Below are 24,247 nucleotides of genomic sequence, written 5' to 3'. Positions count from 1 at the left end.
GTATCAATGTATGAATCGAGGATCCTGCTATGAATATCACCGTCGTTGGAAGCGGCTACGTCGGACTGGTTACCGGAGCCTGTATCGCGGAGATGGGCAACACGGTTTACTGCGTCGACGTTGACAAGGCCAAAATCGATAACCTGAAGCAGGGCATTCTGCCGATCTATGAGCCGGGCCTCGAAGAGATAGTCACCGAGAACCATCAGTCCGGCCGCTTGCTCTTCACCACGTCGCTCTCCGAGGCAGTCGAGCAGTCCGAAGTGTTTTTCATCGCTGTCGGAACTCCGCCGGGCGAAGATGGCTCCGCCGATTTACGCTATGTGCTGGAGGTCGCCAAGCAGATTGGTGACACGCTGACTGCTCCTGCAATCGTGGTGAACAAATCGACAGTGCCGGTCGGCACGGCGGACCTCGTGCGCGCAGCGATCACCGAGCGGCTTGAGGCGCGTGGCGTCGACATCGAATTCTCGGTCGTCTCCAACCCGGAATTTCTCAAGGAAGGTGCAGCGGTCAACGACTTCATGCACCCGGACCGCATCGTTATCGGTGCTGACAACGAGCACGCTCGCCAAGTGATGAGCGCGCTCTACGCACCCTTCATTCGCAATCGGCCGCGCACCATGTTCATGGGCATTCGCGATGCGGAAATGACCAAGTACGCAGCCAACGCGATGCTGGCAACGAAAATTTCCTTCATGAACGAGATCGCCAGCCTCTGCGAGCGCCTCGATGTGGATGTCGAGAATGTGCGCCTGGGTATCGGCTCTGACGAGCGCATTGGCTACCACTTCATCTATGCCGGCTGTGGCTATGGCGGCTCCTGCTTCCCGAAAGACGTCAAGGCGCTGATCAACATCGCCCATCAGAACGACTTCGAGCCCAAGCTGCTGCAGGCAGTGGAATCGCGCAACGATCAGCAGAAGCATTCGCTGTTCAACAAGCTGTCCACCCACTTCAATGGCGACCTGAGCGGCCGCACCTTCGCGGTCTGGGGGCTGGCGTTCAAGCCCGGCACCGACGACATGCGCGAGGCGCCCAGCGTGGTGCTGATCAATAGCCTGATCAATGCCGGTGCCAAGGTCCGCGCGTTCGATCCGGTTGCTCGTGAAACTGCCCGCCGCGAGTTCCCTGAGAGCTGGTTCACCGACGGCCGTTTGCAGATCGTCGAAGGCCAATACGAAGCCGCTATAGATGCCGATGCACTGTGCCTCGTCACCGAATGGAAGCCGTTCCGTCGCCCGGATTTCCGTGCGCTCAAGCGCCTGCTGAACACACCGCTGATCATCGACGGACGTAACCAGTACGACCGCGAGCAGGTCAAGCGCGAAGGCTTCAGCTACTACGGCATTGGCCGTCAGCCAGTCCAGGCCTGAGCGAGGGGCAGCGAGTGAGCGCCATCGATCAGTCCAGTATGCGGCGCGCTTCGTCTCCGGTGAGAGAGCGTCTGGCCGCACTGCTGCAGGCAAGCATGCGCAGCAAGTTGCTGCGCAATATCCTGACCGTGGTGACTGGCACCGCCGGTGCGCAGGCGATCACCCTGGCGTTCATGCCAGTGATCACCCGCATTTATGGTCCGGAAGCGTATGGGGTACTCGGCACCTTTCTCAGCGTCACGATGATGCTGATTCCGGTAGCGGCGCTGACCTATCCCATTGCCATCGTGCTGCCCAAGCGCGATGGCGATGCGCGAGGTCTGGTGCGATTGGCTCTGGCTACTGCGTTGTCGCTGGCGACAGTGGTCGCTCTGGCGCTGTACTTCTTTGGCGATCAGCTCTCCCGAACGCTCGAGATCGAGATCATTCAGCCGTACCTGATGCTCATCCCGTTCGTGATGTTCTGCGGCGCGGCGCTTGAGATTTGCCAGCAGTGGCTTTTTCGCACCCAGCGTTTCCGTATTACCGCAAGTGTGGCGGTGGGGCATTCGTTGTTCTTCAACTCGATGCGGACCGTCGCGGGTCTGGTGCAGTCCTCTGCTCTGGTGTTGGTCTGCACCACCGCCCTGCAACAAGCGTTGCATGCGGCAATGCTCGCGTTGGCCATGCTGCGCGCCAAACCCCATGCGGATAACCATGCGGAAGACCCCGAGCAGAGCAGCCCCGGCATGCTCGAACTGGCTCGCAGGCATAGCGACTTCCCGAGGTTTCGTGCGCCGGTGATGCTGATCAACGCCGTGTCGCAGCATTTGCCGACGTTGGTGCTTGCTGCCTATTTCGGACCGGCTGCCGCGGGCTTCTTCGCTCTGTGCAAGCAGGCGCTGACCATGCCGACCAACCTGATCGGCAAATCGGTGGCCGACGTCTACTACCCGCGTATCAGCCGTGCCATCCATGACCGCGAGCCGGTCGCGGCGATGCTGCTGAAAGCGACCGCCGCGCTGGGTCTGGTCGGTCTGGTTCCGTTTTCCGTTGTGGCCGTTTTCGGCCCCTGGCTGTTTGCGCTGGTGTTCGGTGAGCAATGGCATGTGGCTGGCGAATACGCCCGCTGGCTGGCCCTGGCCGAGTACGTAATCTTTGTTTCGCGCCCGTGCGTGGTGGCGGTACCGGCGCTGTCGCTGCAAGCCCGTTTCCTGTTGTTCGAAGTGTTCAGCACCAGCTTGCGCGTGCTGTCGCTGTTCGGCGGTGCGCTGTTGATCGGCACCGCACTGGCCACCGTGCAGGCATTCGCCGTCGCCAGCATCGTCATCTATTCGTCTCTGATAGTGATCGTGCTGATCGCTTCGCGCAGGTGGTACGCGGCTCAGCAGCCGAACGTCCAGCACCCGAAAGAGAGTTTCGATTGATATGAAAGTATTACATTTGGTCGCTGGCGAATTGACCGGCGGCGCCGCGCGCGGCGCGTACTGGTTGCACCAAGGGTTGAGGTCGCTGGGTGTCGACTCGCTCGTCTACACCAACAGCCAGCAAACCCATGGTGACACCTCGGTGGTGTCCGTCAGCCGCAGCAAGAAAGACAAGATCATCAGTATCGCCAGGAGCCAGGCCGACCAGGCGTTTGCCAGTGTTTACCGTAAGCGCAAGCCCGGGATGTTCAGCGCCGGTGTGATGGGCGCCGACTTCACTGACAGTGCCGAGTGCCGCGAGGCGGACGTGGTGCACTTGCACTGGGTCAACGGTGGTTTCGTCGACATGAAACACCTGGCCAAGCTGCGCAAGCCGCTGGTCTGGACCATGCGCGACATGTGGCCGATGACCGGCGGCTGCCACTACGCCATGGGCTGTGAAAAATTCACCACCGGCTGTGGCAGTTGCAATCAGCTTGGCAGCAACTCCGACCGAGACCTGTCGCGTTTCGTACTCAACCGCAAGCGCAAGTACCTGCCCGAGTCGATGAAGATGATCGGCATCAGCGACTGGGTGTCCGAGCAGGCCAGGCAGAGTCTCCTGTTCCGCGACTTCGACGTGCGCACCATCCACAACAACGTCGATGCCAGTGAGTTCTTTCCACTGGACAAACAGCTGGCGCGGCAACTGCTTGGTATCGAGACCGAGAAGAAGATCATCCTGACCGGCTGCACCAGTGCCAAAGACACCTACAAGGGTTTCGGCAAATATCTGGAGATGCTCACGCACCTCGACCCGGCCAAGTATCACCTGTGCTTTTTCGGCAAGCTGGACCAGTCCGTCGCTGACGGTTTGGGCTTCGATTACACCTCGTTCGGCTACCTGCATGACAGCATCTCGCTGCGCCTGCTTTATTCGGCGGCAGATGTCTTCATCGCGCCGAGCCTGATGGAGGCGTTCGGCAAGACCTTGGCCGAAGCCATGGGCTGCGGAACCCCCGTGGTGTGCTTCGATGCCACAGGGCCGAAGGACATCGTGACGCACAAGCACGACGGCTACAAGGCTGCCCCCTTCGACGCTCAGGGTTTAGCCGAAGGCGTCGAATGGGTCGCCGGCGAGGCGGACTATCCGCAGCTCGTGCTCAACGCGCGCGAGAAGATCGTCAGCACCTTCGATAGCCCCGTCATAGCCCGTCAGTACCAGGCGCTGTACGAGGAGATGCTCGCGTGAGCGGACCGTCTGTCCGCCCCGGGCAGGGCGGTAACGCCTCGTTAACGTCGTCAGCCAACCATCGATTAAATCAGCTGCATGACAGAGCAGGGCGCTTGGGCGCCGCTGCGCTGCCGTCCCAGCATCAACTCAACACCCCTCTCGTCATCTGGAACCTACAGGTACTCTGAAATGGAAAAGAAACGCGCGCTGATCACCGGAATTACTGGCCAGGACGGTTCCTATCTCGCTGAGTTTCTGCTGGAAAAGGGCTACGAGGTACATGGCATCAAGCGCCGTGCCTCGTCGTTCAATACGCAGCGGGTTGACCACATCTATCAGGATCGCCACGTCGAAGATCAGAATTTCGTCCTGCATTACGGCGACCTGACCGACTCCTCGAACCTGACCCGCATCATCCAGGAAGTCCAGCCGGACGAGGTGTACAACCTCGGCGCGCAATCCCACGTCGCGGTCAGCTTCGAGTCGCCGGAGTACACGGCCGATGTCGATGGTATGGGCGCTTTGCGCATCCTCGAAGCCATTCGCCTGCTGGGTCTGGAAAAGAAGACGCGCTTCTATCAAGCCTCCACGTCAGAGCTCTATGGCCTGGTTCAGGAGATTCCGCAGAAGGAAACCACGCCGTTCTACCCGCGTTCCCCTTATGCAGTCGCCAAGCTCTACGCCTACTGGATCACGGTGAACTACCGCGAAGCCTACGGCATGTATGCCTGCAACGGGATTCTCTTCAACCACGAATCCCCACGCCGTGGCGAAACCTTCGTGACCCGCAAAATCACCCGTGGCCTGGCAAATATCGCTCAGGGGCTGGAGAGCTGCCTGCACATGGGCAACCTCGATGCACTGCGCGACTGGGGCCATGCCAAAGACTACGTGCGCATGCAGTGGATGATGCTGCAGCAGGATCAGGCCGAAGACTTCGTCATCGCTACCGGCGTGCAGTATTCGGTGCGTGAGTTCATCAAGTGGTCTGCCGCCGAGCTAGGCATCGAGTTGCGCTTCGAAGGCAGCGGTATCGACGAACGCGCCATCGTTGCTGGTATCGAAGGGAACAAGGCGCCGGCATTGAAGGTCGGTGACGTCGTTGTCCGCATCGATCCGCGCTACTTCCGCCCGGCAGAAGTGGAAACATTGCTCGGCGACCCGAGCAACGCCAAGAACAAGCTGGGCTGGACGCCAGAGATCAGCGTGCAGGAAATGTGCGCCGAAATGGTTCGCGAGGACCTGAAAGTTGCCCAGCGCCATGCCCTGCTCAAAGAGCACGGCTTCGAAATCCCAGTGAGTGTGGAGAATTGAATATGAATCGTGACGCACGTGTTTTTGTTGCGGGACATCGCGGCATGGTGGGTTCTGCAATCGTCCGCCGATTGCAGGCGCTGGGATACACCAACCTCATCACGCGCGGTCGTGAAGAGCTGGATCTGGTCGATCAGGCGGCCGTCAATGCCTTCTTTGCTGAAAACAAAATCGATCAGGTCTACATGGCCTCGGCCAAGGTGGGCGGCATCCACGCCAACAACACCTATCCGGCCGAGTTCATCTACCAGAACCTGATGGTCGAGGCGAACATCATTCATGCGGCCCACTGCAACGATGTGAACAAGTTGCTGTTCCTCGGCTCGTCGTGCATCTATCCGAAGTTCGCCGAGCAACCGATGAAGGAAGAAGCGCTGGTGACCGGTGTGCTCGAGCCGACCAACGAGCCGTATGCAGTTGCCAAAATTGCCGGTATCAAGCTCTGTGAAAGCTACAACCGCCAGTACGGGCGTGACTACCGCAGCGTAATGCCGACCAACCTTTATGGTCCCAACGACAACTTCCACCCGGAAAACAGCCACGTCGTGCCTGCTCTGCTCAAGCGCTTCCACGAGGCGACCCAGCGTGGCGACGATGAGGTAGTGATCTGGGGCAGCGGCAAGCCGCAGCGCGAATTCCTGCACGTCGACGATATGGCCGCTGCCAGCGTGCACGTGATGGAGCTGGATGATGAAACCTACCAGGCCCATACCCAGCCGATGCTTTCGCACATCAATGTGGGTACCGGTGTTGACTGCAGCATTCGTGAACTGGCTGAAACCATCGCCCGGGTCACCGAATACCAGGGTGAACTGAAGTTCGACAGCAGCAAGCCGGATGGCACACCGCGCAAGCTAATGGACGTTTCCCGCCTCAAGGCGCTGGGCTGGCAGTCCAGCATCAGCCTGGAAGACGGCTTGCGCGACGCCTATCGCTGGTTCGTGGAAAACCAGCATCAGGCACGCCACTGACCGAAATAGTGACTGGCATGGATGCATTTGACGGCAGCGGACCTTTCTACCGCTGCTGTTGTCCATCCATGGCGCATGTTTCTTCGCCGCAGTGTGCTGCCTCATCCAAGTCATCAGGATGGGCTGCTCGGTTCTATGTTTCGCCACGTCAATCGGATACTGGAGAGAGCGCTTGTTAAGGAAAGTTCTGGCGTACAAGAATCTGTTGTTCATCCTGTTACTGCTGAACTCGACCTGCTTCTTCCTGACGGATGACAAGCGAGCCGGGATCGCATACTTCCAAGAGGTGTTCCTGCTATTGGTGGTGGCGGCGACTGCCTGTCTGTTCGTGGCGTGGAAGTGGGTCTACCAATCGAAGACCAGCCTGTGGATCATCTTCATGGGCTGCCTGTTGCCGGTTATTTCTGCGGTACTCGCCAACCTGAACTTCGGCCAACCGCTGCCGTACGGCTTGCTGGAAGAGCGGCGCTTCTTTCAGTACCTGGTGTTCTTCCCGACGCTGTTCCTGTTGATCAAGGCTTCTCCCACCCAAGAAGAGCTGGCGAAATACTTTCTATATATCGCGCTGTTTTGCGCGACGCTGGGCTTTGCGTATTACCTGGGCATCATTCCGCAGAACCAGATTGCCTCCTTTACCGTCGATGACTGGACGCAGTACGAGGATCTGCTGCGACCGAACCGCTTCCGCATTGGCTCGCCGTTCGTGACCATTGCCGTGTTCATGGTGATGTACAGCATGAAGGACCGCGTCACCCTCGGCCGGCTGGCAATCCTTCTCTACTTCGTCGCCTATCTGTGGTTGGTCATGCAAACGCGCCAGACCATGCTGGTCTGGGCGCTGGCCGGAGTATGGATTTTCCGCAAGCGCATCGACTCACTGTTGAAGCTGAGTGCGCTTGGCCTGGCTGTTCTGGTGGTGTCGTATCTTCTGGTTCCTGAGTTCTACCAGGAGCAGTTCGCACGATTCGATGCCTTGTTGTTCGATGCGACATCCGGACCTGGGGTACGGGACACAACTGTCTCAGTGATTCTCGACGCTATCAGCAGCAACAATTACTTCGGTATGGGCGCGCTGTCCCTGCAATGGAATGGGGGCTTTTCAAGGGTCTATAACTCGCACTTCTACCTCGCCGACGTCGGGATATTCGGGGTCTATCACCGCTATGGGTTCCTGACTCCGGTTGTCGTCCTTATGTTCTATGGCGGCTTCATCTGGGTAATGCGCCAGTGCACGGACAAAGGCAACCTTCTTGCCGCATTACAGCTTTCATTCGTGGTCAGCATGCTGAATATCACGTTGTCCAACGCACTGACGTTCTCGGGCGATGTGTATGGAATGGCTGCTGCGTTCTTCCTTTATTACGCCAAGTTGCAGACGGCGGATGCTCCTTTAAATGCAAATCTAGAACAGGTGAATTATGGTCAGTTTCAGTATCGTAACTATAAACTGGAATAATTTTGATGGCCTGAAGGAAACCTATCAGAGCTTGGCCAGCCAGACTTACCGAAACTTCCGCTGGATTGTCATCGACGGTGCGTCCAAAGACGGCAGCGGCGAGTGGTTGAGGAATTTGCAGGACAGCCAAGCTGAAATAACCATAGAGCCGGACAAAGGCATCTATGACGCAATGGAAAAGGGGCGGCAGCGGGCTGTTGAAACGCCTGGCTTTACACTGTTCCTTAACAGTGGCGATTCATTTGCCGATCCGACGGTACTAGAGCGGATCAACGAAGAATTAACGGATGCCAACGTAAAACCAAAATTTGTGTATGGCGACTTCTATCGCAAGGAAGCCAGTGGTGAATTGAAGCGTACTGCCGCGCGCCCCATTGAGCGAGCACCGCTTGGTCTACCGGCGAGCCATCAAACGATGTACTTCGAAAATGAGCGGCTGCGGCAGTTCAAATTCCGCTTGGATTACAAGCTGTCAGCCGACTATTGCCTGCTGCTTGAGTTTCTACAGGGCTTGGATTTGCAGGCCGAGGTTCTCCAGCTGTCTTTTCCACTCTGTATATTCGATACCACGGGTGTCTCGCATAAACGCCGCTTTGAAGCGATCCGTGAAGACATGGATATCAGAAAGCGGTTCCTGAAATTTTCCAAACCCAATGCGTTGGCGCTTTACATGTTGCATTACGTCCATACGCATTCCAAACAATTGCGTTCGTCGTTGGGGCGCTGAACACAGGTAAACGATCCAATAAAAATGGACTGTCAAAAGAACAGGGCGCAGGAGAGAGTTCGATGAATTACCGAAGCCTGAATGATCTGTCGCGGTTGAGCACGGAATGTGCCAGCAAAATTCCCAACGATGTCGATCTGGTCGTCGGCATACCGAGAAGTGGGATGCTGGTCGCCAGCATCATTGCGCTGAAACAGAATCTGCCGCTGACGGATCTCTACTCTTTCCTGCGCAACGACGACCTGAAGAAGGGTAATACTCGCACCTACAAGCATGCCGAACTGGTAAAGCCGAGGGATGCGAAAAAGATTCTGCTGGTCGATGACAGTATCTCTTCGGCCAAGTCGATGCGTGCCGCGGATGAACAAGTTCGCGCTATTTATGACGGCCAGGTTCTGACCATGGCGGTGTTTGCCGAGAAGCACAATCGGCACCATGTCGACCTGTATCTGGATCTGGTGGAGCAGCCTCGGGTGTTCGAGTGGAACATCATGCACCATCCCTTCTTGGCTCAGGCGTGCCTGGATATCGACGGCGTGCTCTGTGTCGATCCGACCAACGAAGAAAATGATGACGGGCCGAACTATCGGGATTTCCTCAGCTGCACGCGCCCTTTGTTCATTCCTTCGGTCAAGGTCGCGCATTTAGTGACCAGTCGATTGGAGAGGTATCGAGCCGAAACGGAGGAGTGGTTGGAGCGCAACGGCGTGCAATACGGAACGTTGCACATGCTGGATCTCCCGACTGCGGAAGAGCGCCGGCGTTTGAACATTCACCACAAGTTCAAGGCGGAAGTCTATGCCAAGCAGCCGCTGACACGGTTGTTCGTCGAGAGCGAAGTCAGACAGGCTGTCGAGATCATGAAGCTCAGCCGCAAGCCGGTGTACTGCATCGAGACGAACGAGATGTATGTGCCCGGGCAGGTCTATAACCTCAAAGCCAACACACTACGGAAAACTCACAGCCTAAAGGCGAAGCTGCTCGGCAAGGCCAAGTCGTTTTTGAGCAAATGGGCGCCAGTAGCGTCATCATCGAAGAGTTGAACGGGCAGTTGGTTGTACCGAAAAGGTGCAACCAACCACCGGGTCAGTGATTCAATCAGCGATTAGGTCCGATGCGACTGCAGTCACCCTGGCCGACGTATTTGCTGAGCACTTCCCACTGGGGGCGGTCTCGGCCGTCCTTGGTGGGTTCAATGGATAGTTTGTATTTGCCCCACGAGGAGCCTGCTGCCCAATAGGTAATAGGGATGCAGTGTTCCTGAAGATAAGCCAGCAAGTTATCCATGGCTTCAAGGTAACGAGGTTCGTCGGCGGGAATGCCAAATTCACCGATATGGCCTTGTTTTTCATGCTTGATCAGCCAGTCGATGAAGGGCTTGACGCGTTTGACGCCTAGCATGGTGTCGAAGTTTTTCTCCAGCGGCTCTTTGTAGTGTCCGCTCCCATGTTTATCGATGTACAGGTGAGCAGAAAAAATTAACTTGTCGGAGGGGTCTTTCAGTTGCAGCAACGGATCATTGAACTTAGGCCAGCGATAACTGCTGGACCAGAAGTTACCTTCGATGAGCAGGGGCCGCTTCTGGTCATGTTTTCTAATGGCATCAATACCGGCCTGAGCGGCTGCCGGCCAGTATTCATCGGCGCCATGTGGCTCATTCATGATGTCGTAGGCATAAAGGCCTTTTTCATTTTTCCAGCGTTTGGCAACGCGTTCGAGCAGGTCGGCGTAAGCCGATATCGGCACGGCCTCGGTGCCGATGATTTGCTTTCGATATCGGGCATAGTTGTGGATGTCGAGGATGATGCGCATGTCGTATTGGGCGGCCTGCTGCAAGGTCTGGTCGATCAGTTCTGCATAGTCCTCATCCAGTTCGGCATTCAATGCTGGCTGCAAACGCTCCCACATGATGGGGAAGCGGAGGGTCTCGATACCCTTGGCTTTCCACTTGGCAAAGTAGCCGGGCGCGGGGAAGAAATAATTTGTTTTATATTCTCCGGGGATGACATTGCCGGAAAACGCTGCTCCGCCAATGTTCAAGCCAACCAGATCGATATTTTCCGCATGGCTGGCGGCACTCCAGAGCATAACCGTGAGTCCGAGGAGTATTCCTTTTGATCGGTTCGAAGCGCTGCGTGTCCTTAACATCTCACTACCTCTTTCTGCTCTTGTGGACGATGCCGCGGCTGCGGCTGCTTCGTTTGTCCGGCGACAGAAGGCAATGTTCATTTTTGTCAGGCGAATCTTTCTGCTTGGCGGCGCACGACGACCAAGATGGGAATCGGGTGCCAACAACTTTCATGGGTTACAGACAGAGAATCTATTTATGAAAAATCCCCTCGCCAAAAGGATGGATCCTTTGATAGGGAAGCTGAAACTGCTGGAAGAATCGGATACCGGCCCCTTCATTTCTGAATTGAAAAAGCGCGAAGCGCCGACGATTCTTGGCTTTCTCAATCAGCACGGCTACAACATTGCACAACGCCAGCCGGCGGTGTTGGATAGCTTTATGCAGGTCAACTACCTGCTGCGCGACGGGATTGGGATCAAGATGGCCTGCTCATTCAATGGCCGCGATCCCAAGGCCAATCTCAACGGGTCCGACTTCATCCCTGAGCTGATCGAAGATCTGGTGGGTGAATCCCATGATCGTTATGAGCTGTTTGCCATGGGTACGCGAGAGCCCTGGTTAAGCGAAGGTGCGCGCAACCTGTTCGGAGACAGGCGTTTCTACGCCATTGATGGCTTCAAGGCGCCTGAGGAGTACCTGGAGTTCTATCAGAAGCACCATGTGCCAGGCCGTTATCCAATCATCGTGCTGGCGATGGGGATGCCCAAGCAGGAGCGCGTTGCACTGCATCTGCAAAAGGCAATGGATACCCGTGCGCTGCTGATCTGTGGCGGTGCGATTCTGGACTTTTCAGCGCAGCGTTTTCCGCGCGCGCCCGTGGTCTTTCGCCGTCTTGGGCTGGAATGGGCGTTCCGCATGCTCATTGAGCCGCGCCGGCTATTCAAGCGATATGCCATCGGTATACCGGTGTTCTTCTTCTACCTGTCGCGTAATGCCTTATCCAGCGCCCGGCGTGTAGGCGGCTGGAATGAACTGAAGCGCGAGCCCTGATACGGTCCCGCTGCGGCCGCATCGCCATGGATGGCCGCGGCAGCAGGGGCGGGCGGCGCCGACGACTATCGAGGAATCACCCGTAGCGTCATCGCCAGGCTGAACAGGTAGTGGGCCGAGAGCGTGACCGCGTAGATCAACACAACCGAAGTGATCGGTAGCTCGAGCAGGTGCCCGCTGGCAAAGCAAGCAGCGGTAAGCACTGCGCGTTGCACGTTCAGCATCAAAAGCAGCCGCTGGCCCTGGAAGATCGACAACAGATGCGAAGCGGGCGCGTGCATGAACTGAAACAACAGATAGATGGCCAATATCGACGCCATCTCGCCGGCCACGGCCCATTCTGCGCCGAACGCCACCGCAAATAATCGCTCGCCGAACAGCAAAAGCAGCAGCGTCGGTGCGAGTGCGAGTAACAGCAACCTTTTGATCACCGAATAGGTCAGCGTGCGGATTTCTGCAGGGCGCTTGCGTCCTATCGTGGCGATTTCAGCGTAGTACGCCTTGCTGGTCGAGTGGCCGAGCAGATTCATAGGCAAAGCCAGAGTCATCATCGCCAGCCCAAGTTGTCCGGTCGTGGCCGGGTCATAGAGGGCTGCAGTCAGTAGCAGGGGCGCCTGGCTGGAAAAGATCTGTAACAGCTGTGACGGCAGCCGGTAGATTGGAAAACTCCGGTAATGCCGGAACAGCCACCACGCCCGCAGCAAGGTGACCTGCCGCCAGTAGCGCTTCACATCCGCGCTGAACAACCGCACCAGCTTGAACGTCCCCGCGCCAGCCCCGAGCACCTGGCCAGCCAGGAGCCCGAGGGGCTTCATTCCCAGCAATCCCAACACCACCTTGGCAATCGAACCCACAGCGCTCTGCTGCAGTTGTGTGCGAGCGATAGCTGCGTAGGCGCGCCGGCGAATCGCCCAGATCAACAAGACTTCGTAGAAGCCAGCGCTCGCCAATGCCACTACCAGCATCCAGCGATACGGAATCAACGCCTCTATCGAGACCTGGGTCAACAAGACGGGGCCCGCAAGCCACAGAACATTACTCACCAGCACCGTTGTTACGGCAACGAAGGCTGCGGCCAGTGCCATCAGCGTCATGGCAGTGCCATCCCTGCGAGGCAGCGGAACCGCGAGTTCGTAGCGCAGCGTCATCAGCGGCGTGAGAATCAGCAGCAAGGCGGTGAAGACCGACAGGAGACCGAAATGCTCCGGGCTGTAGATTCGAGTGAGGATCGGGATGGAGGCGAGGCCAACTATCCTGGCCAAACCGTTGCCGACGGCAAGGGTCGCCATACCCTTGAACACTTTGGCGGAGGCGTCGCCCGCCAGTCGTTGCCGGATTGCGAGCAGTTTGCCCGTACGGAGACTATGCACCTGAACTCCTTTCCCGTGAGCGAGCTACGCGCAGCTTGTGCAGTTTCGTACTGCGCGTCATGGGCCGAGTTGGCCGTTCGACATGACGCTTGGAGTGCATCCGGCCATAAGAAGTCGCTCGAAAGGAAAAGTTCTGGTGCGCGAGGGCTGTTTAGTAGCAGGCACACATCGACTTGCGCCGCCGGTTTCAATTGCCGTTTTGACCCTAAGCCTGCTGATGCACCGCTGTGCATGTGCTAGCCAGTCATGCTGGCTCGATGTGGTTTACACGCTCAGTCGATGCCTGGCCCCGACGTCTTGAGTGGCTGGCCAGCGCCCTCGTCATAGACCAGCTTGCCGTCGCTGAGTCTTGCTGGCGATGTATAGGGGTGCACTGTCAGACGTTGCTCGTCCTGGATGTGCAGCACTTCGACTCCGCGCAGCTTCAACACGTCGGACACCATTGACCGGTGGCATCGCCACCAGAGTAGTTCGGCACACATCATCGCCGTGGGTTGCTCGGCAGCCAGGCGTAAAAGCTGTTCTAGTCCGCTTGCGAACTCGTCGGTTTGCAGGTGTTCGGCGTAGCCGCGAAAAGAGCTGTTGCGCCAAGCGCTCACGCTAGGGCCCGGTGAAGCGCGTCGGCGACCGCCCAGCGCTTCAATCCACTCATAGGCAATCCCATTCTCGGCGAGCGTGCCTTGCAGGTTTGCCGACGTGTATTGGGGTAACCGCCGGGAGCCGGGGAAACGTCGGACATCGGCTATCGCGCGTATGCCGTAGTGCTGCAGCAAGGCGACAAAGGCCGCCGGTGTGTGTGTTGAGTGGCCAATGGTCCAGATTTGCTGTGGCTTAGGCGGACTCATTTCGCCCTGCTCAGCGCGCTGCCCTTGTGCATCGCCACGTGGTCGGTCTTGTCGCTTGCGATCTCGAATTGAGGTTCATCTGGACTGGCGTGTCGCTTGTGGCCTTTGTATTCGGTATCGCGGGTGTGCACTTTTACGATGCGCCCGGTTACATGCCCCGCTTCCGAATTCCAGCGGACGTGGTCGCCCACTGCAAACTGTTCTCGACTCATAGATGGCTCCTGATGCCCGAAAAGGTGGCGAGCACCGTTTGTGTTCGCTGGAAACGTTGCTTCCTCTCTCTATCAGCGACCGGAAACTGGGCTTCCTTACGCCTACCGTTCGTCGGCTAAACTGATAGCGGTTAACATTGATGCTGATAGATAAAATTCAAAAAAATGACGCTGGTAGGACCATAAACGAAACGTTCTAAAGCGGATTAAACCCTATTTGATATGATGGCACTAAGCCACAAAATAATAGCGGATTAATGGCCGGTCAAAATTGTGACGTAGAGTTGGCGCTCTAAAGCCGCCAAATAAATTTTGAATCGTTTTGGAAACCTATTATAAAGACGCCACGCAACGGATTGCCGGGTTCCACTACTGGTGATCCGGCACTCGTTGCAACGCGGTTCGTCCGGTTGCGCAAGTGATGCATCTGCCCCAAGCGCCTGTACGACTTAATTACAACTCCCGCCACTTTTTTAAAGGCTTAGGCCTTTTGAAGTATTAAGTTTCGGAGAGACTGCATGTCTACCAATGTATTTATGGGCGCCCCCAAGGCACTCGTTCGTTCCATCGCGCTCGCTGCAGTATTCAGTGCTGTTACTTTCACCGGCCAAGTGGCTGCTGCAACAACAGCCAGCACGGCTACCTCGGTTGCTTTCACGTCTTCAATCAACAAGTTCACCAGTACCGATTTCCTCAACGGCGTTTGGCGCCGTACCGCAGGGCTTTCTGTTCCAGCGACCTCTGCCGCAATCGCCGCGCTCAAGCCCGGTGTACAGATCAAGTTTGCCGATGGTCAGATCCGCAAGATCAGTAAGGTCTATGTCGTTGGTAAAAACATCAGTGTCTACGTCCATGGCGGCCTGCTCGACGGTGGTAAAGTTGGCGCGCCGCGCACCGTCACTACGGTAGTTGCTAGCCCTACGGCCCCGACCACCACAGCCCCGACCACGACGGCTCCCGTTACTACGGCTCCGGCACCCAGCACCAGCTATTCAGCAACGCTGAACAACTTCACCAACTCCGACTGGGAAAACGGCATCTATCGCAAGGCCGCCGGCTTCTCAATCCCAGACACCAGCGCCAACAAGGCTGCGTTCGTGGTGGGCTCTTCGGTCAAGTTGGCTGATGGTCAAGTGCGTACCGTCGCTGCGGTGTATGACGTAGGCGCTCATCTCTCCGTCATGCTCAAAGGCACCACGCTGTCGGCCAGCGCCGTCGGTTATCCGAAGACCATCGGCGTAGCGTCAGCTAGCACGGGTACCACCACGCCGCCGACAACCGTTGCGCCTACTCCCGTACCGACCCCGACTCCAGCGCCGGATCCGGCCCCGGTTGTCAGCGATGGCAGCGGCATTAATCTCGTAGGTGTGAACTTCGGTTCCGGCGTGTTCGATCCAGGCACTGTCCCCGGTATCTACAACAAGGGCTACACCTATGCGGACGAGTCCTACTACAAGCGTCACGCAGGGCTCGGCTTCAAACTGATCCGCCTGGGCTTCCTCTGGGAACGTATTCAGCCCAAGCTGGGCACCGAGCTTGACGCAGCAGAACTGAGCCGCATCAAGCAGTCGTTGGATTACGCGCAGAAGTACGGCATCAAGGTCGTCCTTGATATGCATAACTACTACCGCTACTACGGCAAGGTCATTAACTCGCCCGAGGTTCCGCGCGCTCAGTTCGCCGAGACCTGGCGCAAGATCGCGGTAGCGGTGTCCAAGCATCCTGCGCTGTATGGCTACGGTCTGATGAACGAGCCCTACAACACCGGTAACAACCTGTGGCCGCAGACTGCACAGGCCGCCGGCCAGGCGATTCGCAAGGTTGATCCAAGCAAGTGGATCATGATCGCCGGTGACCGTTACTCCAGCGCCTTTCATTGGCAGAAGTACAACACCTCGCTGATCAACGATCCGTGGATGCGTGATCCGAAGAACAACCTGGTCTACGAAGCGCATCAGTATCTGGATTACAACTACTCAGGCACGTACACCAACCGTGCTGAAACCTTCGCGCCGATGCTGGGTGTCGAGCGGGTCAAGCCTTGGGTCGAGTGGCTGAAAGCCAACAAATTGCGCGGTTTCCTTGGTGAGCACGGCATTCCGGACTTCTCTCCATCTGCTGTGGTCGCTACTGACAACCTGCTGGCGTACCTGAACGCGAACTGCATCCCGAGCACCTACTGGGCTGCTGGTCCTCGCTGGGGTGAGAACATCATGGCGCTGGACGTAACGAGCGGTAAGCATCGTCCTCAGTTGGCTCCGCTGCAAAAGCACGCTGCTGCAAAGAGAACATGCTCCACCATCGGTCCGCTGTAATAGCGACTGATATAACGAACGGGCCTTCGGGCCCGTTTTTTATTGTCCAGAGATTCTCCTCAATCGAATCACCATGCAGCTCGTCGGCTGCGGTTTCGCTGCTAAAAGAGTTAAAACTGATTTTACCAATCAACGATACATACAGTCTTTTCCAGCATTACCGTTTCGTTTGTTTTTCTACCGTTTCGCTTTAGCTCAATGCTGGTGAGGAGTGGCGCGAAATGGTGGGCGAAGTGCTATCACTACGCTCCCGGTTAATCCAAATTGCGTTGAATCTTTATTAGCTTGAGTAGGGTGCTTGTCGCGTTCCTGAAAGTATGGAACTCAAAAATTTACCCCCGGTCACCATATATGTGCGCACCGAAAACTACACAGTTCGCGGCCCACCGCTCTTGCTGTGTTCCTACGGACCGTGGTCTTGCGGCCAAGCCATATAAAAGGTGAATCAAATGACTACACCCGACGACGAAATTACTGGTTACGGTGGCCAACCCAAGACCGGCCCCGATTCCACAACCGGCACCACCGGCTCTAGCTCAACCAACTCGACAAGTTCGGGATTGGGGTCCAGTGGAAGTCATAGCTCCAGTGCATCCCAAAACACCGGCTCCGGCACGGCCAGTCACGTCACTGACGACGCGAAAGAGAAAGCGCGTCAGGCAGCCGATCAGGTGAAGGCGCAGGGTAAATCTCAGTTGGAAGGCTATCGGGAAACCGCAGCTGATGAAATTGAGAAGGTGGCCCAGAGCGCTAAAGCTGCCGCTCAAGAGCTTGAGGGTGAGGACCTTCTTGGACTGTCCAGTTATGTCTCCGACATGGCGCAAAACATGGTGCAGTTCTCTGACAGCCTGCGCGGCAAGAGTGTCGATGAGCTATTCCAGGATGTGAATCGCATAGCGCGAAACAATCCAGCGCTGTTCATTACCGGCAGTATCGCGCTTGGCTTCGGGCTGACCCGTTTTGCTCGAGCTTCCGGCAAGCGTGCTTCCCAGGGTGATCACGGCTATCAGGGAAGCTCCAGTTCCGTTGACGGTTCCAGTAGTCATCACAGTTCCGACCAGCATGATCTGAATGATCGCCTGAGCACAGGTGAGTCAGGCTCCATCGGCAGTGTGAGCAATGCGGGTGTTTCGTCTGCCAGCAGCACTTCTCGATCAACGACCTCCAGCTCCACGGGTTTGGGAGATAGATCGGCTACCGGCGCAGGCACAGGCCTGGGTGCTGGTTCCAGCGGGACGGGCACCGGTACGGGTGCCAATACCAGTAGTGGGTTGGGCGTAGGGTCAAATGCGGGCTCCAGCAACACAGGCTCCACCACCAGCCGCGACGGCAAGGGTACCGACGGAGGACTTTTCCCATGAGCGAACCACGTAAGACAACGACCACAACCCCTACCTCAAATGCGACTTTGGAGCCTGGCCATCGCCCAGAAAACGACACCTCAGTAGGTGGGCTGCTTCGGCAGCTGACTCATGAAGTACCGTCCTTGATTACCAAGGAGCTGGCGCTGGCAAAAGCCGAGATGAGCGAATCGATCCGCGCTACAAAGGCGGGAGCTGGCAGCGTCGCTACAGGCGGTGCAGTGCTTCTCGGTGGGTTTATCGTTTTATTGATGTCGGCCGTCTTTGCGCTGAGTAACGTGGTCGAGCCTTGGCTCGCCGCGCTCATCGTCGGGGCTGTTGTGGTGGTTATCGGGATGATCATGGTCTCGTCCGGCAAGAAGAAGTTTCAGGCTTCCTCGTTCAAGCCGGAGCGCACCATCCATTCGGTCAACAAGGATAAAGAAGCTGTGAAGGGGCACACATCATGAGCACACGTAATCAAATTGATGCCGAAGCGCAGAAGGATCCAGACGAGCTTGAGCGCGAGATTGATCAAACGCGTACCGAGATCGGCAACATTGTTCACGCGCTTGAAAACAAACTGTCTCCCGGCGAGTTGATTGACACCGCCCTGGGCTATGTCAAAGGTGGCGGTGGCGAGTTCTTCGGTAACTTGAGCAATACGGTAAAGGCCAATCCGGTTCCTACCGTTCTGACCTCGATCGGACTGATCTGGATGATGGCAGGGCAGAATCGCCAGCCTCATTCCAATGTGACCACGACGGCTTACAGCACGGGGTCGGACGGTCCTTCCATGGGCGACAAGCTTCACGCCAAAACTGCTGGTATCAAGCAACAAGGTGCCAACATGAAGGAGAAGGCCAGCCAAATGAGTCATAGCGTATCCGAGTCGCTGGGTAGCGCACGTACGCGTGCAAATGACTCAGGGCGCCAGGCATCGGCTCGAATCCGTGGCGGGGCAGACCGAGCACGCGGTGGATTCAACCAGCTGCTGCAGGAGCAACCCCTGGCCCTCGGTGCGATCGGTATCGCATTAGGTGCTCTGATTGCTGCCGCAGTGCCGCCGTCTCGCCGCGAAGACGAAATGCTCGGTGAGGCCAGCGACCGCATGACCGACCAGCTTCGTCATAAGGCGGAAGAGGGTTACCAGAAGGCCTCGGCCAAAGGCGAGGAGGTCGCGAATCGCATGAAGCACGAGGTCAGCAACAGCGACAGTAATCGCTCAACCGGTTCGACCAGCTCGACTGGCACAACTGGTAGTACCTCGACAGGTATCTAACGCAGCGCCACGCCGATTCGACCTCGCTTGATGACAGCGCTTGTTTCGCCGGTGCGGGCTTGAGTCCGCATCGGCGAAATTCGATAATGCGCCGCTCGGCGCCGGTGTAGCTCAGTAGGTAGAGCAGCGCATTCGTAATGCGAAGGTCGGGGGTTCGACTCCTCTCACCGGCACCAATGAAATTAAGGCTCGCAGCGATGCGGGCCTTTTTCAATTGCGAAAGGTGATTGCGCGGCGCACTACGCTTGGGTTGTTGTTTCAGGCGCGAAAAAAGCAGCTGATTGCCGAGCACCTATTCGGAAAAGGATAAGACTTCTCGTCTGGAAGCCGGATAATAGCGATCAAATGTATCGCTCTGGTAATCCCGCATGGAAATCAAGGTTAATTTTCTCGACAACCTCAGGCTCGAAGCCAGGTTTGATGATTTCACGGTGGTCGCCGATCAACCGATTCGTTACAAGGGCGATGGTTCTGCACCGGGGCCATTCGATTATTTTCTGGCATCGTCGGCGCTATGCGCAGCGTACTTCGTGAAGTTGTATTGCCAGACCCGCAGTATTCCGACCGAGAACATTCGGTTGTCGCAGAATAATATTGTCGATCCGGATAATCGCTACAACCAGATATTCAAAATTCAGGTCGAGTTGCCGGCGGATATTTCCGATAAGGACCGCCAAGGCATCTTGCGTTCGATCGAGCGCTGTACTGTGAAGAAGGTGGTGCAGACTGGGCCGGAATTCGTTATCGAAGAAGTCGAGAGTCTGGACGCCGACGCTCAGGCGTTGCTGCTACCCGGCACGGGATCAGAAACCAGCACCTATATTGCCGGCAAAGACCTGCCGCTTGAGCAAACTATCGCCAATATGTCCGGGCTATTGGCTGATCTGGGCATGAAGATCGAAATAGCCTCATGGCGCAATATCGTGCCGAACGTCTGGTCGCTGCATATCCGCGATGCACATTCGCCAATGTGTTTTACCAACGGTAAGGGCGCCACGAAAGAAAGTGCATTAGCGTCGGCGCTTGGCGAATTCATCGAGCGACTTAATTGCAACTTTTTCTACAACGACCAATTTTGGGGGGAGGACATTGCCAATGCAGAGTTTGTCCATTACCCCAACGAGCGTTGGTTCAAGCCTGGCCGTAAGGACGCATTGCCAAAAGAAATACTCGATGAGTACTGCCTGGACATCTATAACGCTGACGGAGATCTGCGCGGCTCGCACCTGTACGACACTAACTCTGGCAACGTGGAACGAGGCATTTGCGCCTTGCCGTTCGTACGCCAATCGGACGGCGAAACAGTTTATTTCCCATCCAACCTGATCGAGAACCTGTTTCTCAGCAACGGTATGAGTGCCGGCAACACGCTCGCTGAAGCTCAAGTGCAATGCTTGTCGGAAATCTTCGAGCGCGCCGTGAAGCGTGAGATCCTCGAAGGGGAAATGGCGCTGCCAGATGTTCCTCAAAACGTGCTGGTTAAATTCCCTGGCATCGTTGCAGGTATTCAGGGGCTTGAAGAGCAGGGCTTCCCGGTGCTGGTCAAGGATGCCTCGCTGGGTGGGCAGTTTCCGGTGATGTGCGTAACCTTGATGAACCCGCGAACCGGCGGCGTATTCGCCTCATTCGGCGCTCACCCCAGTTTCGAAGTTGCGTTGGAACGCAGCCTTACAGAGTTGCTGCAGGGGCGCAGTTTCGAAGGTCTGAACGACTTGCCTCAACCGACCTTTGAAAGCAACGCAGTGACCGAACCGAACAATTTCGTCGAGCACTTCATCGATTCGAGCGGTGTGGTCTCATGGCGTTTCTTCAGTTCCAAGGCAGATTTTGACTTTGTTGAATGGGACTTCACGGCAGAAGGCGCCGATGCCAACGCCAAGGAGGCCGCGACCTTGTTCGGCATCCTTGAGGAGATGGGGAAGGAGGCGTACATGGCGATCTACGAGGACCTTGGCGCAAAGGCCTGCCGCATCCTGGTGCCCGGCTACTCCGAGATCTACCCGGTGGAAGATCTGATCTGGGATAACACCAACAAAGCGCTGCTGTTCCGAGCCGATATTCTGAATCTCCACAGCCTGGACGATGCCGGCTTGGAGGCACTTGTCGAGCGGCTGGAAGAAAGCGAGCTGGATGACTACACCGACATCACGACGCTGATCGGGATCGAGTTCGATGACAACACGGCTTGGGGGCAACTCACCATTCTCGAGCTTAAATTGTTGATATGTCTTGCTCTGCAGCGCTTCGAAGACGCCAAAGAGCTGGTTGAAGCCTTCCTTCAGTTCAACGACAACACCGTCGAGCGTGGCCTGTTTTACCAGGCGGTGAACGCCGTATTGGAAGTGGAACTGGACGAGGATCTGCAGCTGGTCGATTTCGAAATGAACTTCCGCAGGATGTTTGGCGATACTCGGATAGACGCGGTGATCGGCTCGCTCGACGGCCGCGTGCGCTTTTTTGGCTTGACGCCTACGAGCATGAAACTCGAAGGGCTTGATCGCCACCTGCGGCTGATCGACAGCTACAAGAAGCTCCACACGGCTCGAGCCGGGGCGCTGTCCAAGGCCCGCTAGTTGGGCTGTTGATCAAGCCTAATGGCTACAAAAAAGCCCGCACTGCTGCGGGCTTTTTCGTTCATGTAACGCAGCTGATTGATCAGCTTGCAGCTACAGCTTCCTGCTTGCGCTGTTGGTTACTGCTCGTCTCACCCCGGGCGGGCGCTGCGTCATAGAGATTGACCATGTGATCGAGGTTAGCCCGCACGCGGCCTTTCATGGCCTCAACGACTGCGCGTAGTTCGGCTCGTTGACTGTCACCGAAGACGTTGATCAGGTTGGTACCGATCTGGCTGATCTGCGGGACTTCTGCAAAGCCGCACGACTGCTTTGGCACCCAGGTCTCCAGAAAGCTCGACAGCTTCACCACGCGCTGCGGCAGCAATGCGATTTGCGGAACGGCGTAGGCAAGCGCGGTGATCGCGCCGTGCAGGCTGGTGCCGCAATAGAGCTTGCTGGTAGCAATGCAGTGGATGATGTCATTGATGTTTCCGCTATCGACACGGTACGCGCGCTCGTCTCCGAGCAGGCTGTGCAGCTTGTCGAGGGGATCGTCATCCGAGTGGCCGGGCGCTTTGCCTATGGTCAGCAGTGCGATCTTGAGGCCGGTGTTGACGTTGAGCTCGGTCAGCTGTTGAGCGATCGCCTCGATGCGCCGCTTGGCGTGATGATCGGAGATATGGAAGACGATATGACCGGGCTGGGCCGTGTCGACCTGTTGCGGATAGATGTCGGATATAAGGATGGCGCTGTCTGGCACCAGGTTGTGTTCGACCCCAAGCTTGTCCAGTTCGGCCGATGTTTCCCGGTCACGAACGGACACGTAGGTGCAGTCATTGAGGTTGCGTTTGATGGCGTCATGGATCAGCGGCTTCTTCGCGCTGATCTCGTTGCCACCCACGCTGTTGTACATCACCTTGTAGCCGGGCAGCTCGCGCTCACTCAGTACCAGCGGGATGTCAGAAGGAATCGAGGTGAAGAGGCGGCTCAGACGGATGAACGCCTTGTGGCCGATCAAATAGGGGCTGGCCTTGATCGGGTAGTAGATTGCTTGCGGTGCTAGGTAGCCGATGATGCTTTCCCATTGCGCTGTGAGGCACTCGCCGCCCGCCACGATGAGCATCGTTTTCGGCTGCTGGCGGGTGGCCTCCAGCGCTTTTTTCAGCGGAACGGTGGGCAACGCCCCGTAGCTCGAGAGGTTGGATTTCTTGGTCGCGGCCACTATTACCGAGAAGCGACCATCCGCTTCCAGGTAACGCTTGAGGACGATTGCGAAGAGCAGATCGCCATAGTTGTGCCGGTCATAGGCTCCGTAAGCAATTACGTTTACCCGGTCAGTCATGGCGTCGGACTCCTTTCGATGTTCTTGAACTGCACGTAGAGCAGCGTGTTTTTGATCGCCAGCGCCACAGCGGTTGCGAAGCAGGCACCGTTGACGCCGTAGCGTGGGATGAGGATCAGGTTGAGCACTACGTTGATCACGCAGGCCGCAATGTTGTTGTGAAGGTATCGACGGTGATTGCCCGTCATCGTCATGAAGATACCCAGTGGACCTGCGGCCAGGACAAAGAAGTAGCCGACAGCAAGGACCAGCAATGGATAGATGCCTTGCTCGCGGTATTCGGGGCCGAACACGGCCAGGATGTATTCGCGTAGCAAGCCGATGGCGAGCAGGATCACCAATGCCAGCGCCAGCATGAAGCGCGAATACTTGCGGACGATGGCGAACGCACCGGCGCGGTCGTCTAATGCCCAGCGCTTGGAGATGTCTGGGGCGATGGTGCCGTTGATGATGAACAGGAGGGTGGTCGAGAGCGCTGCAATCTTGGCAGCAATGTAATAGATGCTGACTTCGCTGGCCGAGCGCAGCACGCCGAGCAACAGGGTGTCGGACAGCTCGATGATGCTGTTCATGACGGCGATCAGCATCAACGGAATGCAAAGAATGAGCATTGCTCGCCAGCCCAGCGCAGCCTCAGATCCTGAGGGGGGCAGGCTCGCGCGGGCGCGCCAGATCGACCCGAGAATGGCCAGCGTGAAACTGAACGCGAAGCAGCCCACGACCGTCGTCAGGTCATTGCCGGTGATCGCCACCAGTAGAAGGGTCAGTGCAGGCTGAAACGCCGTCTGCCAGAACAGGCCTTCGCTGGTTTTGTGCTTGGCTTTCAAGGTCTCGCTGGCGATGCTCAGCAGTGACAGACCAAGCGCGGTGACGGCAAACAGGACGGCGGCGTGGATGAAATAGGCCTGCGTGGTTTCCGAGAAATACACCACCGCCAGGCCGATCATAAACGCGGGGATGTTTGTCAGTGCCGCGAGCATCAAGGCCCGGTCGAAGTACCTTCGCTGCTGGCCCTCGTGCAAGGATGAAATATTCTTCAGGCAGGCAATGTCGAGGCCCAGCCGGGCGAGCAGGGACAGAAAGATGCCCAAAGCCACGCAAAAGAACACGGTACCCGCCAGTTCTGGTACGAGAAACCGGGCCAGGAGGATATTCAGGCCGAGCGTAGCGCCGGCGCCGCTGCCTTTGGTCACTATGAGTCGAGCGTATTTGACGAGGTCGGCTTTCATTCCAGGCTGGGCTGCGTCCGTGGCATAGGCCGATTTCATTCAATGCTCCTGCTGTCGTTAATCTCGACAAAAGCCATGGCTGGCGTTCGGGTTGCTACTCCTGTCCAAGCCAAATGCGCGGATTAAGCAATCTGTACCTGGAAGCTGTGCATGCGCTTTCAGTCAGCGTTGGA

The 24,247-nt window shown here is 57.0% G+C and carries 20 protein-coding genes and 1 tRNA gene; 15 read left to right on the top strand and 6 right to left on the bottom strand.

Annotated features, from left to right (window positions below; genetic code table 11):
* Positions 1-29: 29 nt before the first annotated feature.
* The 8 genes from AAGW23_RS05010 to AAGW23_RS04975 all read left to right on the top strand — a co-directional run bounded on the left by AAGW23_RS05010 (position 30) and on the right by AAGW23_RS04975 (position 9,506).
* Complete coding sequence (locus AAGW23_RS05010) at positions 30-1,376, top strand: UDP-glucose dehydrogenase family protein (RefSeq protein WP_148926571.1); 1,347 nt, start codon at positions 30-32, stop codon at positions 1,374-1,376.
* 14 nt (positions 1,377-1,390) lie between these two features.
* Entirely contained in the window at positions 1,391-2,782 is a 1,392-nt protein-coding gene (locus AAGW23_RS05005) for a lipopolysaccharide biosynthesis protein (RefSeq protein ID WP_319300310.1), read from the top strand.
* Between the two features lies 1 nt (position 2,783).
* Positions 2,784-4,013 carry a glycosyltransferase family 4 protein gene (locus AAGW23_RS05000; RefSeq protein ID WP_319300309.1) on the top strand — a complete coding sequence of 410 codons (1,230 nt, stop codon included), beginning with the start codon at positions 2,784-2,786 and terminating at the stop codon, positions 4,011-4,013.
* A gap of 171 nt (positions 4,014-4,184) precedes the next feature.
* Positions 4,185-5,309 carry a GDP-mannose 4,6-dehydratase gene (gene gmd / locus AAGW23_RS04995; protein ID WP_319300307.1) on the top strand — a complete coding sequence of 375 codons (1,125 nt, stop codon included), beginning with the start codon at positions 4,185-4,187 and terminating at the stop codon, positions 5,307-5,309.
* A gap of 2 nt (positions 5,310-5,311) precedes the next feature.
* Positions 5,312-6,280 carry a GDP-L-fucose synthase gene (gene fcl / locus AAGW23_RS04990; RefSeq protein ID WP_159968757.1) on the top strand — a complete coding sequence of 323 codons (969 nt, stop codon included), beginning with the start codon at positions 5,312-5,314 and terminating at the stop codon, positions 6,278-6,280.
* 172 nt (positions 6,281-6,452) lie between these two features.
* Positions 6,453-7,736: a hypothetical protein gene (locus AAGW23_RS04985; RefSeq protein WP_319300303.1), complete on the top strand. Its 1,284-nt coding sequence runs from the start codon at positions 6,453-6,455 to the stop codon at positions 7,734-7,736.
* Entirely contained in the window at positions 7,699-8,463 is a 765-nt protein-coding gene (locus AAGW23_RS04980; protein WP_319300300.1) for a glycosyltransferase, read from the top strand. Before AAGW23_RS04985 ends, AAGW23_RS04980 begins: the two co-directional genes overlap by 38 nt.
* A gap of 62 nt (positions 8,464-8,525) precedes the next feature.
* Positions 8,526-9,506, top strand: a complete 981-nt coding sequence (locus AAGW23_RS04975) for a phosphoribosyltransferase family protein (protein ID WP_319300298.1) — start codon at positions 8,526-8,528, stop codon at positions 9,504-9,506.
* A 55-nt stretch (positions 9,507-9,561) separates the two neighbouring features.
* Here the strand turns inward: AAGW23_RS04975 and AAGW23_RS04970 are convergent, their stop codons facing one another.
* Positions 9,562-10,551: a glycoside hydrolase family 5 protein gene (locus AAGW23_RS04970; RefSeq protein ID WP_342405258.1), complete on the bottom strand. Its 990-nt coding sequence runs from the start codon at positions 10,549-10,551 to the stop codon at positions 9,562-9,564.
* Between AAGW23_RS04970 and AAGW23_RS04965 the strand changes: the two genes are divergently transcribed.
* Positions 10,496-11,584, top strand: a complete 1,089-nt coding sequence (locus AAGW23_RS04965) for a WecB/TagA/CpsF family glycosyltransferase (RefSeq protein ID WP_319300293.1) — start codon at positions 10,496-10,498, stop codon at positions 11,582-11,584. The genes AAGW23_RS04970 and AAGW23_RS04965 overlap by 56 nt on opposite strands.
* 65 nt (positions 11,585-11,649) lie before the next feature.
* On the opposite strand, the gene AAGW23_RS04960 is transcribed toward AAGW23_RS04965, so the two are convergent.
* The 3 genes from AAGW23_RS04960 to AAGW23_RS04950 form a co-directional block, all read right to left on the bottom strand.
* Positions 11,650-12,954 carry a lipopolysaccharide biosynthesis protein gene (locus AAGW23_RS04960; RefSeq protein ID WP_319300290.1) on the bottom strand — a complete coding sequence of 435 codons (1,305 nt, stop codon included), beginning with the start codon at positions 12,952-12,954 and terminating at the stop codon, positions 11,650-11,652.
* A gap of 272 nt (positions 12,955-13,226) precedes the next feature.
* Entirely contained in the window at positions 13,227-13,799 is a 573-nt protein-coding gene (locus AAGW23_RS04955) for a DUF488 domain-containing protein (protein ID WP_342405256.1), read from the bottom strand.
* The gene (locus tag AAGW23_RS04950) at positions 13,796-14,011 is read right to left on the bottom strand and encodes a DUF2945 domain-containing protein (protein WP_342405255.1); all 216 of its coding nucleotides are present in this window, start codon (positions 14,009-14,011) and stop codon (positions 13,796-13,798) included. The genes AAGW23_RS04955 and AAGW23_RS04950 overlap by 4 nt, the downstream gene beginning before the upstream one ends.
* A gap of 518 nt (positions 14,012-14,529) precedes the next feature.
* Between AAGW23_RS04950 and AAGW23_RS04945 the strand changes: the two genes are divergently transcribed.
* The 6 genes from AAGW23_RS04945 to AAGW23_RS04920 all read left to right on the top strand — a co-directional run bounded on the left by AAGW23_RS04945 (position 14,530) and on the right by AAGW23_RS04920 (position 21,521).
* Positions 14,530-16,326: a glycoside hydrolase family 5 protein gene (locus tag AAGW23_RS04945; RefSeq protein WP_342405254.1), complete on the top strand. Its 1,797-nt coding sequence runs from the start codon at positions 14,530-14,532 to the stop codon at positions 16,324-16,326.
* Positions 16,327-16,775: 449 nt separating this feature from the next.
* The gene (locus tag AAGW23_RS04940; protein WP_342405253.1) at positions 16,776-17,687 is read left to right on the top strand and encodes a hypothetical protein; all 912 of its coding nucleotides are present in this window, start codon (positions 16,776-16,778) and stop codon (positions 17,685-17,687) included.
* Complete coding sequence (locus tag AAGW23_RS04935) at positions 17,684-18,136, top strand: phage holin family protein (RefSeq protein ID WP_342405252.1); 453 nt, start codon at positions 17,684-17,686, stop codon at positions 18,134-18,136. Before AAGW23_RS04940 ends, AAGW23_RS04935 begins: the two co-directional genes overlap by 4 nt.
* Positions 18,133-18,948, top strand: a complete 816-nt coding sequence (locus AAGW23_RS04930; RefSeq protein WP_342405251.1) for a DUF3618 domain-containing protein — start codon at positions 18,133-18,135, stop codon at positions 18,946-18,948. Before AAGW23_RS04935 ends, AAGW23_RS04930 begins: the two co-directional genes overlap by 4 nt.
* A 100-nt stretch (positions 18,949-19,048) precedes the next feature.
* A tRNA-Thr gene (locus tag AAGW23_RS04925) sits at positions 19,049-19,124 on the top strand.
* A 192-nt stretch (positions 19,125-19,316) separates the two neighbouring features.
* The gene (locus AAGW23_RS04920; RefSeq protein WP_342405250.1) at positions 19,317-21,521 is read left to right on the top strand and encodes an OsmC domain/YcaO domain-containing protein; all 2,205 of its coding nucleotides are present in this window, start codon (positions 19,317-19,319) and stop codon (positions 21,519-21,521) included.
* An 82-nt stretch (positions 21,522-21,603) separates the two neighbouring features.
* Here the strand turns inward: AAGW23_RS04920 and AAGW23_RS04915 are convergent, their stop codons facing one another.
* Both AAGW23_RS04915 and AAGW23_RS04910 read right to left on the bottom strand, forming a co-directional pair.
* Positions 21,604-22,845, bottom strand: coding sequence for a polysaccharide pyruvyl transferase family protein (locus tag AAGW23_RS04915; RefSeq protein ID WP_342405248.1), 1,242 nt, complete (start codon positions 22,843-22,845; stop codon positions 21,604-21,606).
* Entirely contained in the window at positions 22,842-24,113 is a 1,272-nt protein-coding gene (locus tag AAGW23_RS04910; protein ID WP_342405247.1) for a polysaccharide biosynthesis C-terminal domain-containing protein, read from the bottom strand. The genes AAGW23_RS04915 and AAGW23_RS04910 overlap by 4 nt, the downstream gene beginning before the upstream one ends.
* Positions 24,114-24,247 lie beyond the last annotated feature (134 nt).

The sequence above is a fragment of the Stutzerimonas chloritidismutans genome, from assembly GCF_038562055.1.
Classification (GTDB): domain Bacteria; phylum Pseudomonadota; class Gammaproteobacteria; order Pseudomonadales; family Pseudomonadaceae; genus Stutzerimonas; species Stutzerimonas chloritidismutans_A.
This window is presented reverse-complemented; position numbering and strand designations above follow the sequence as displayed.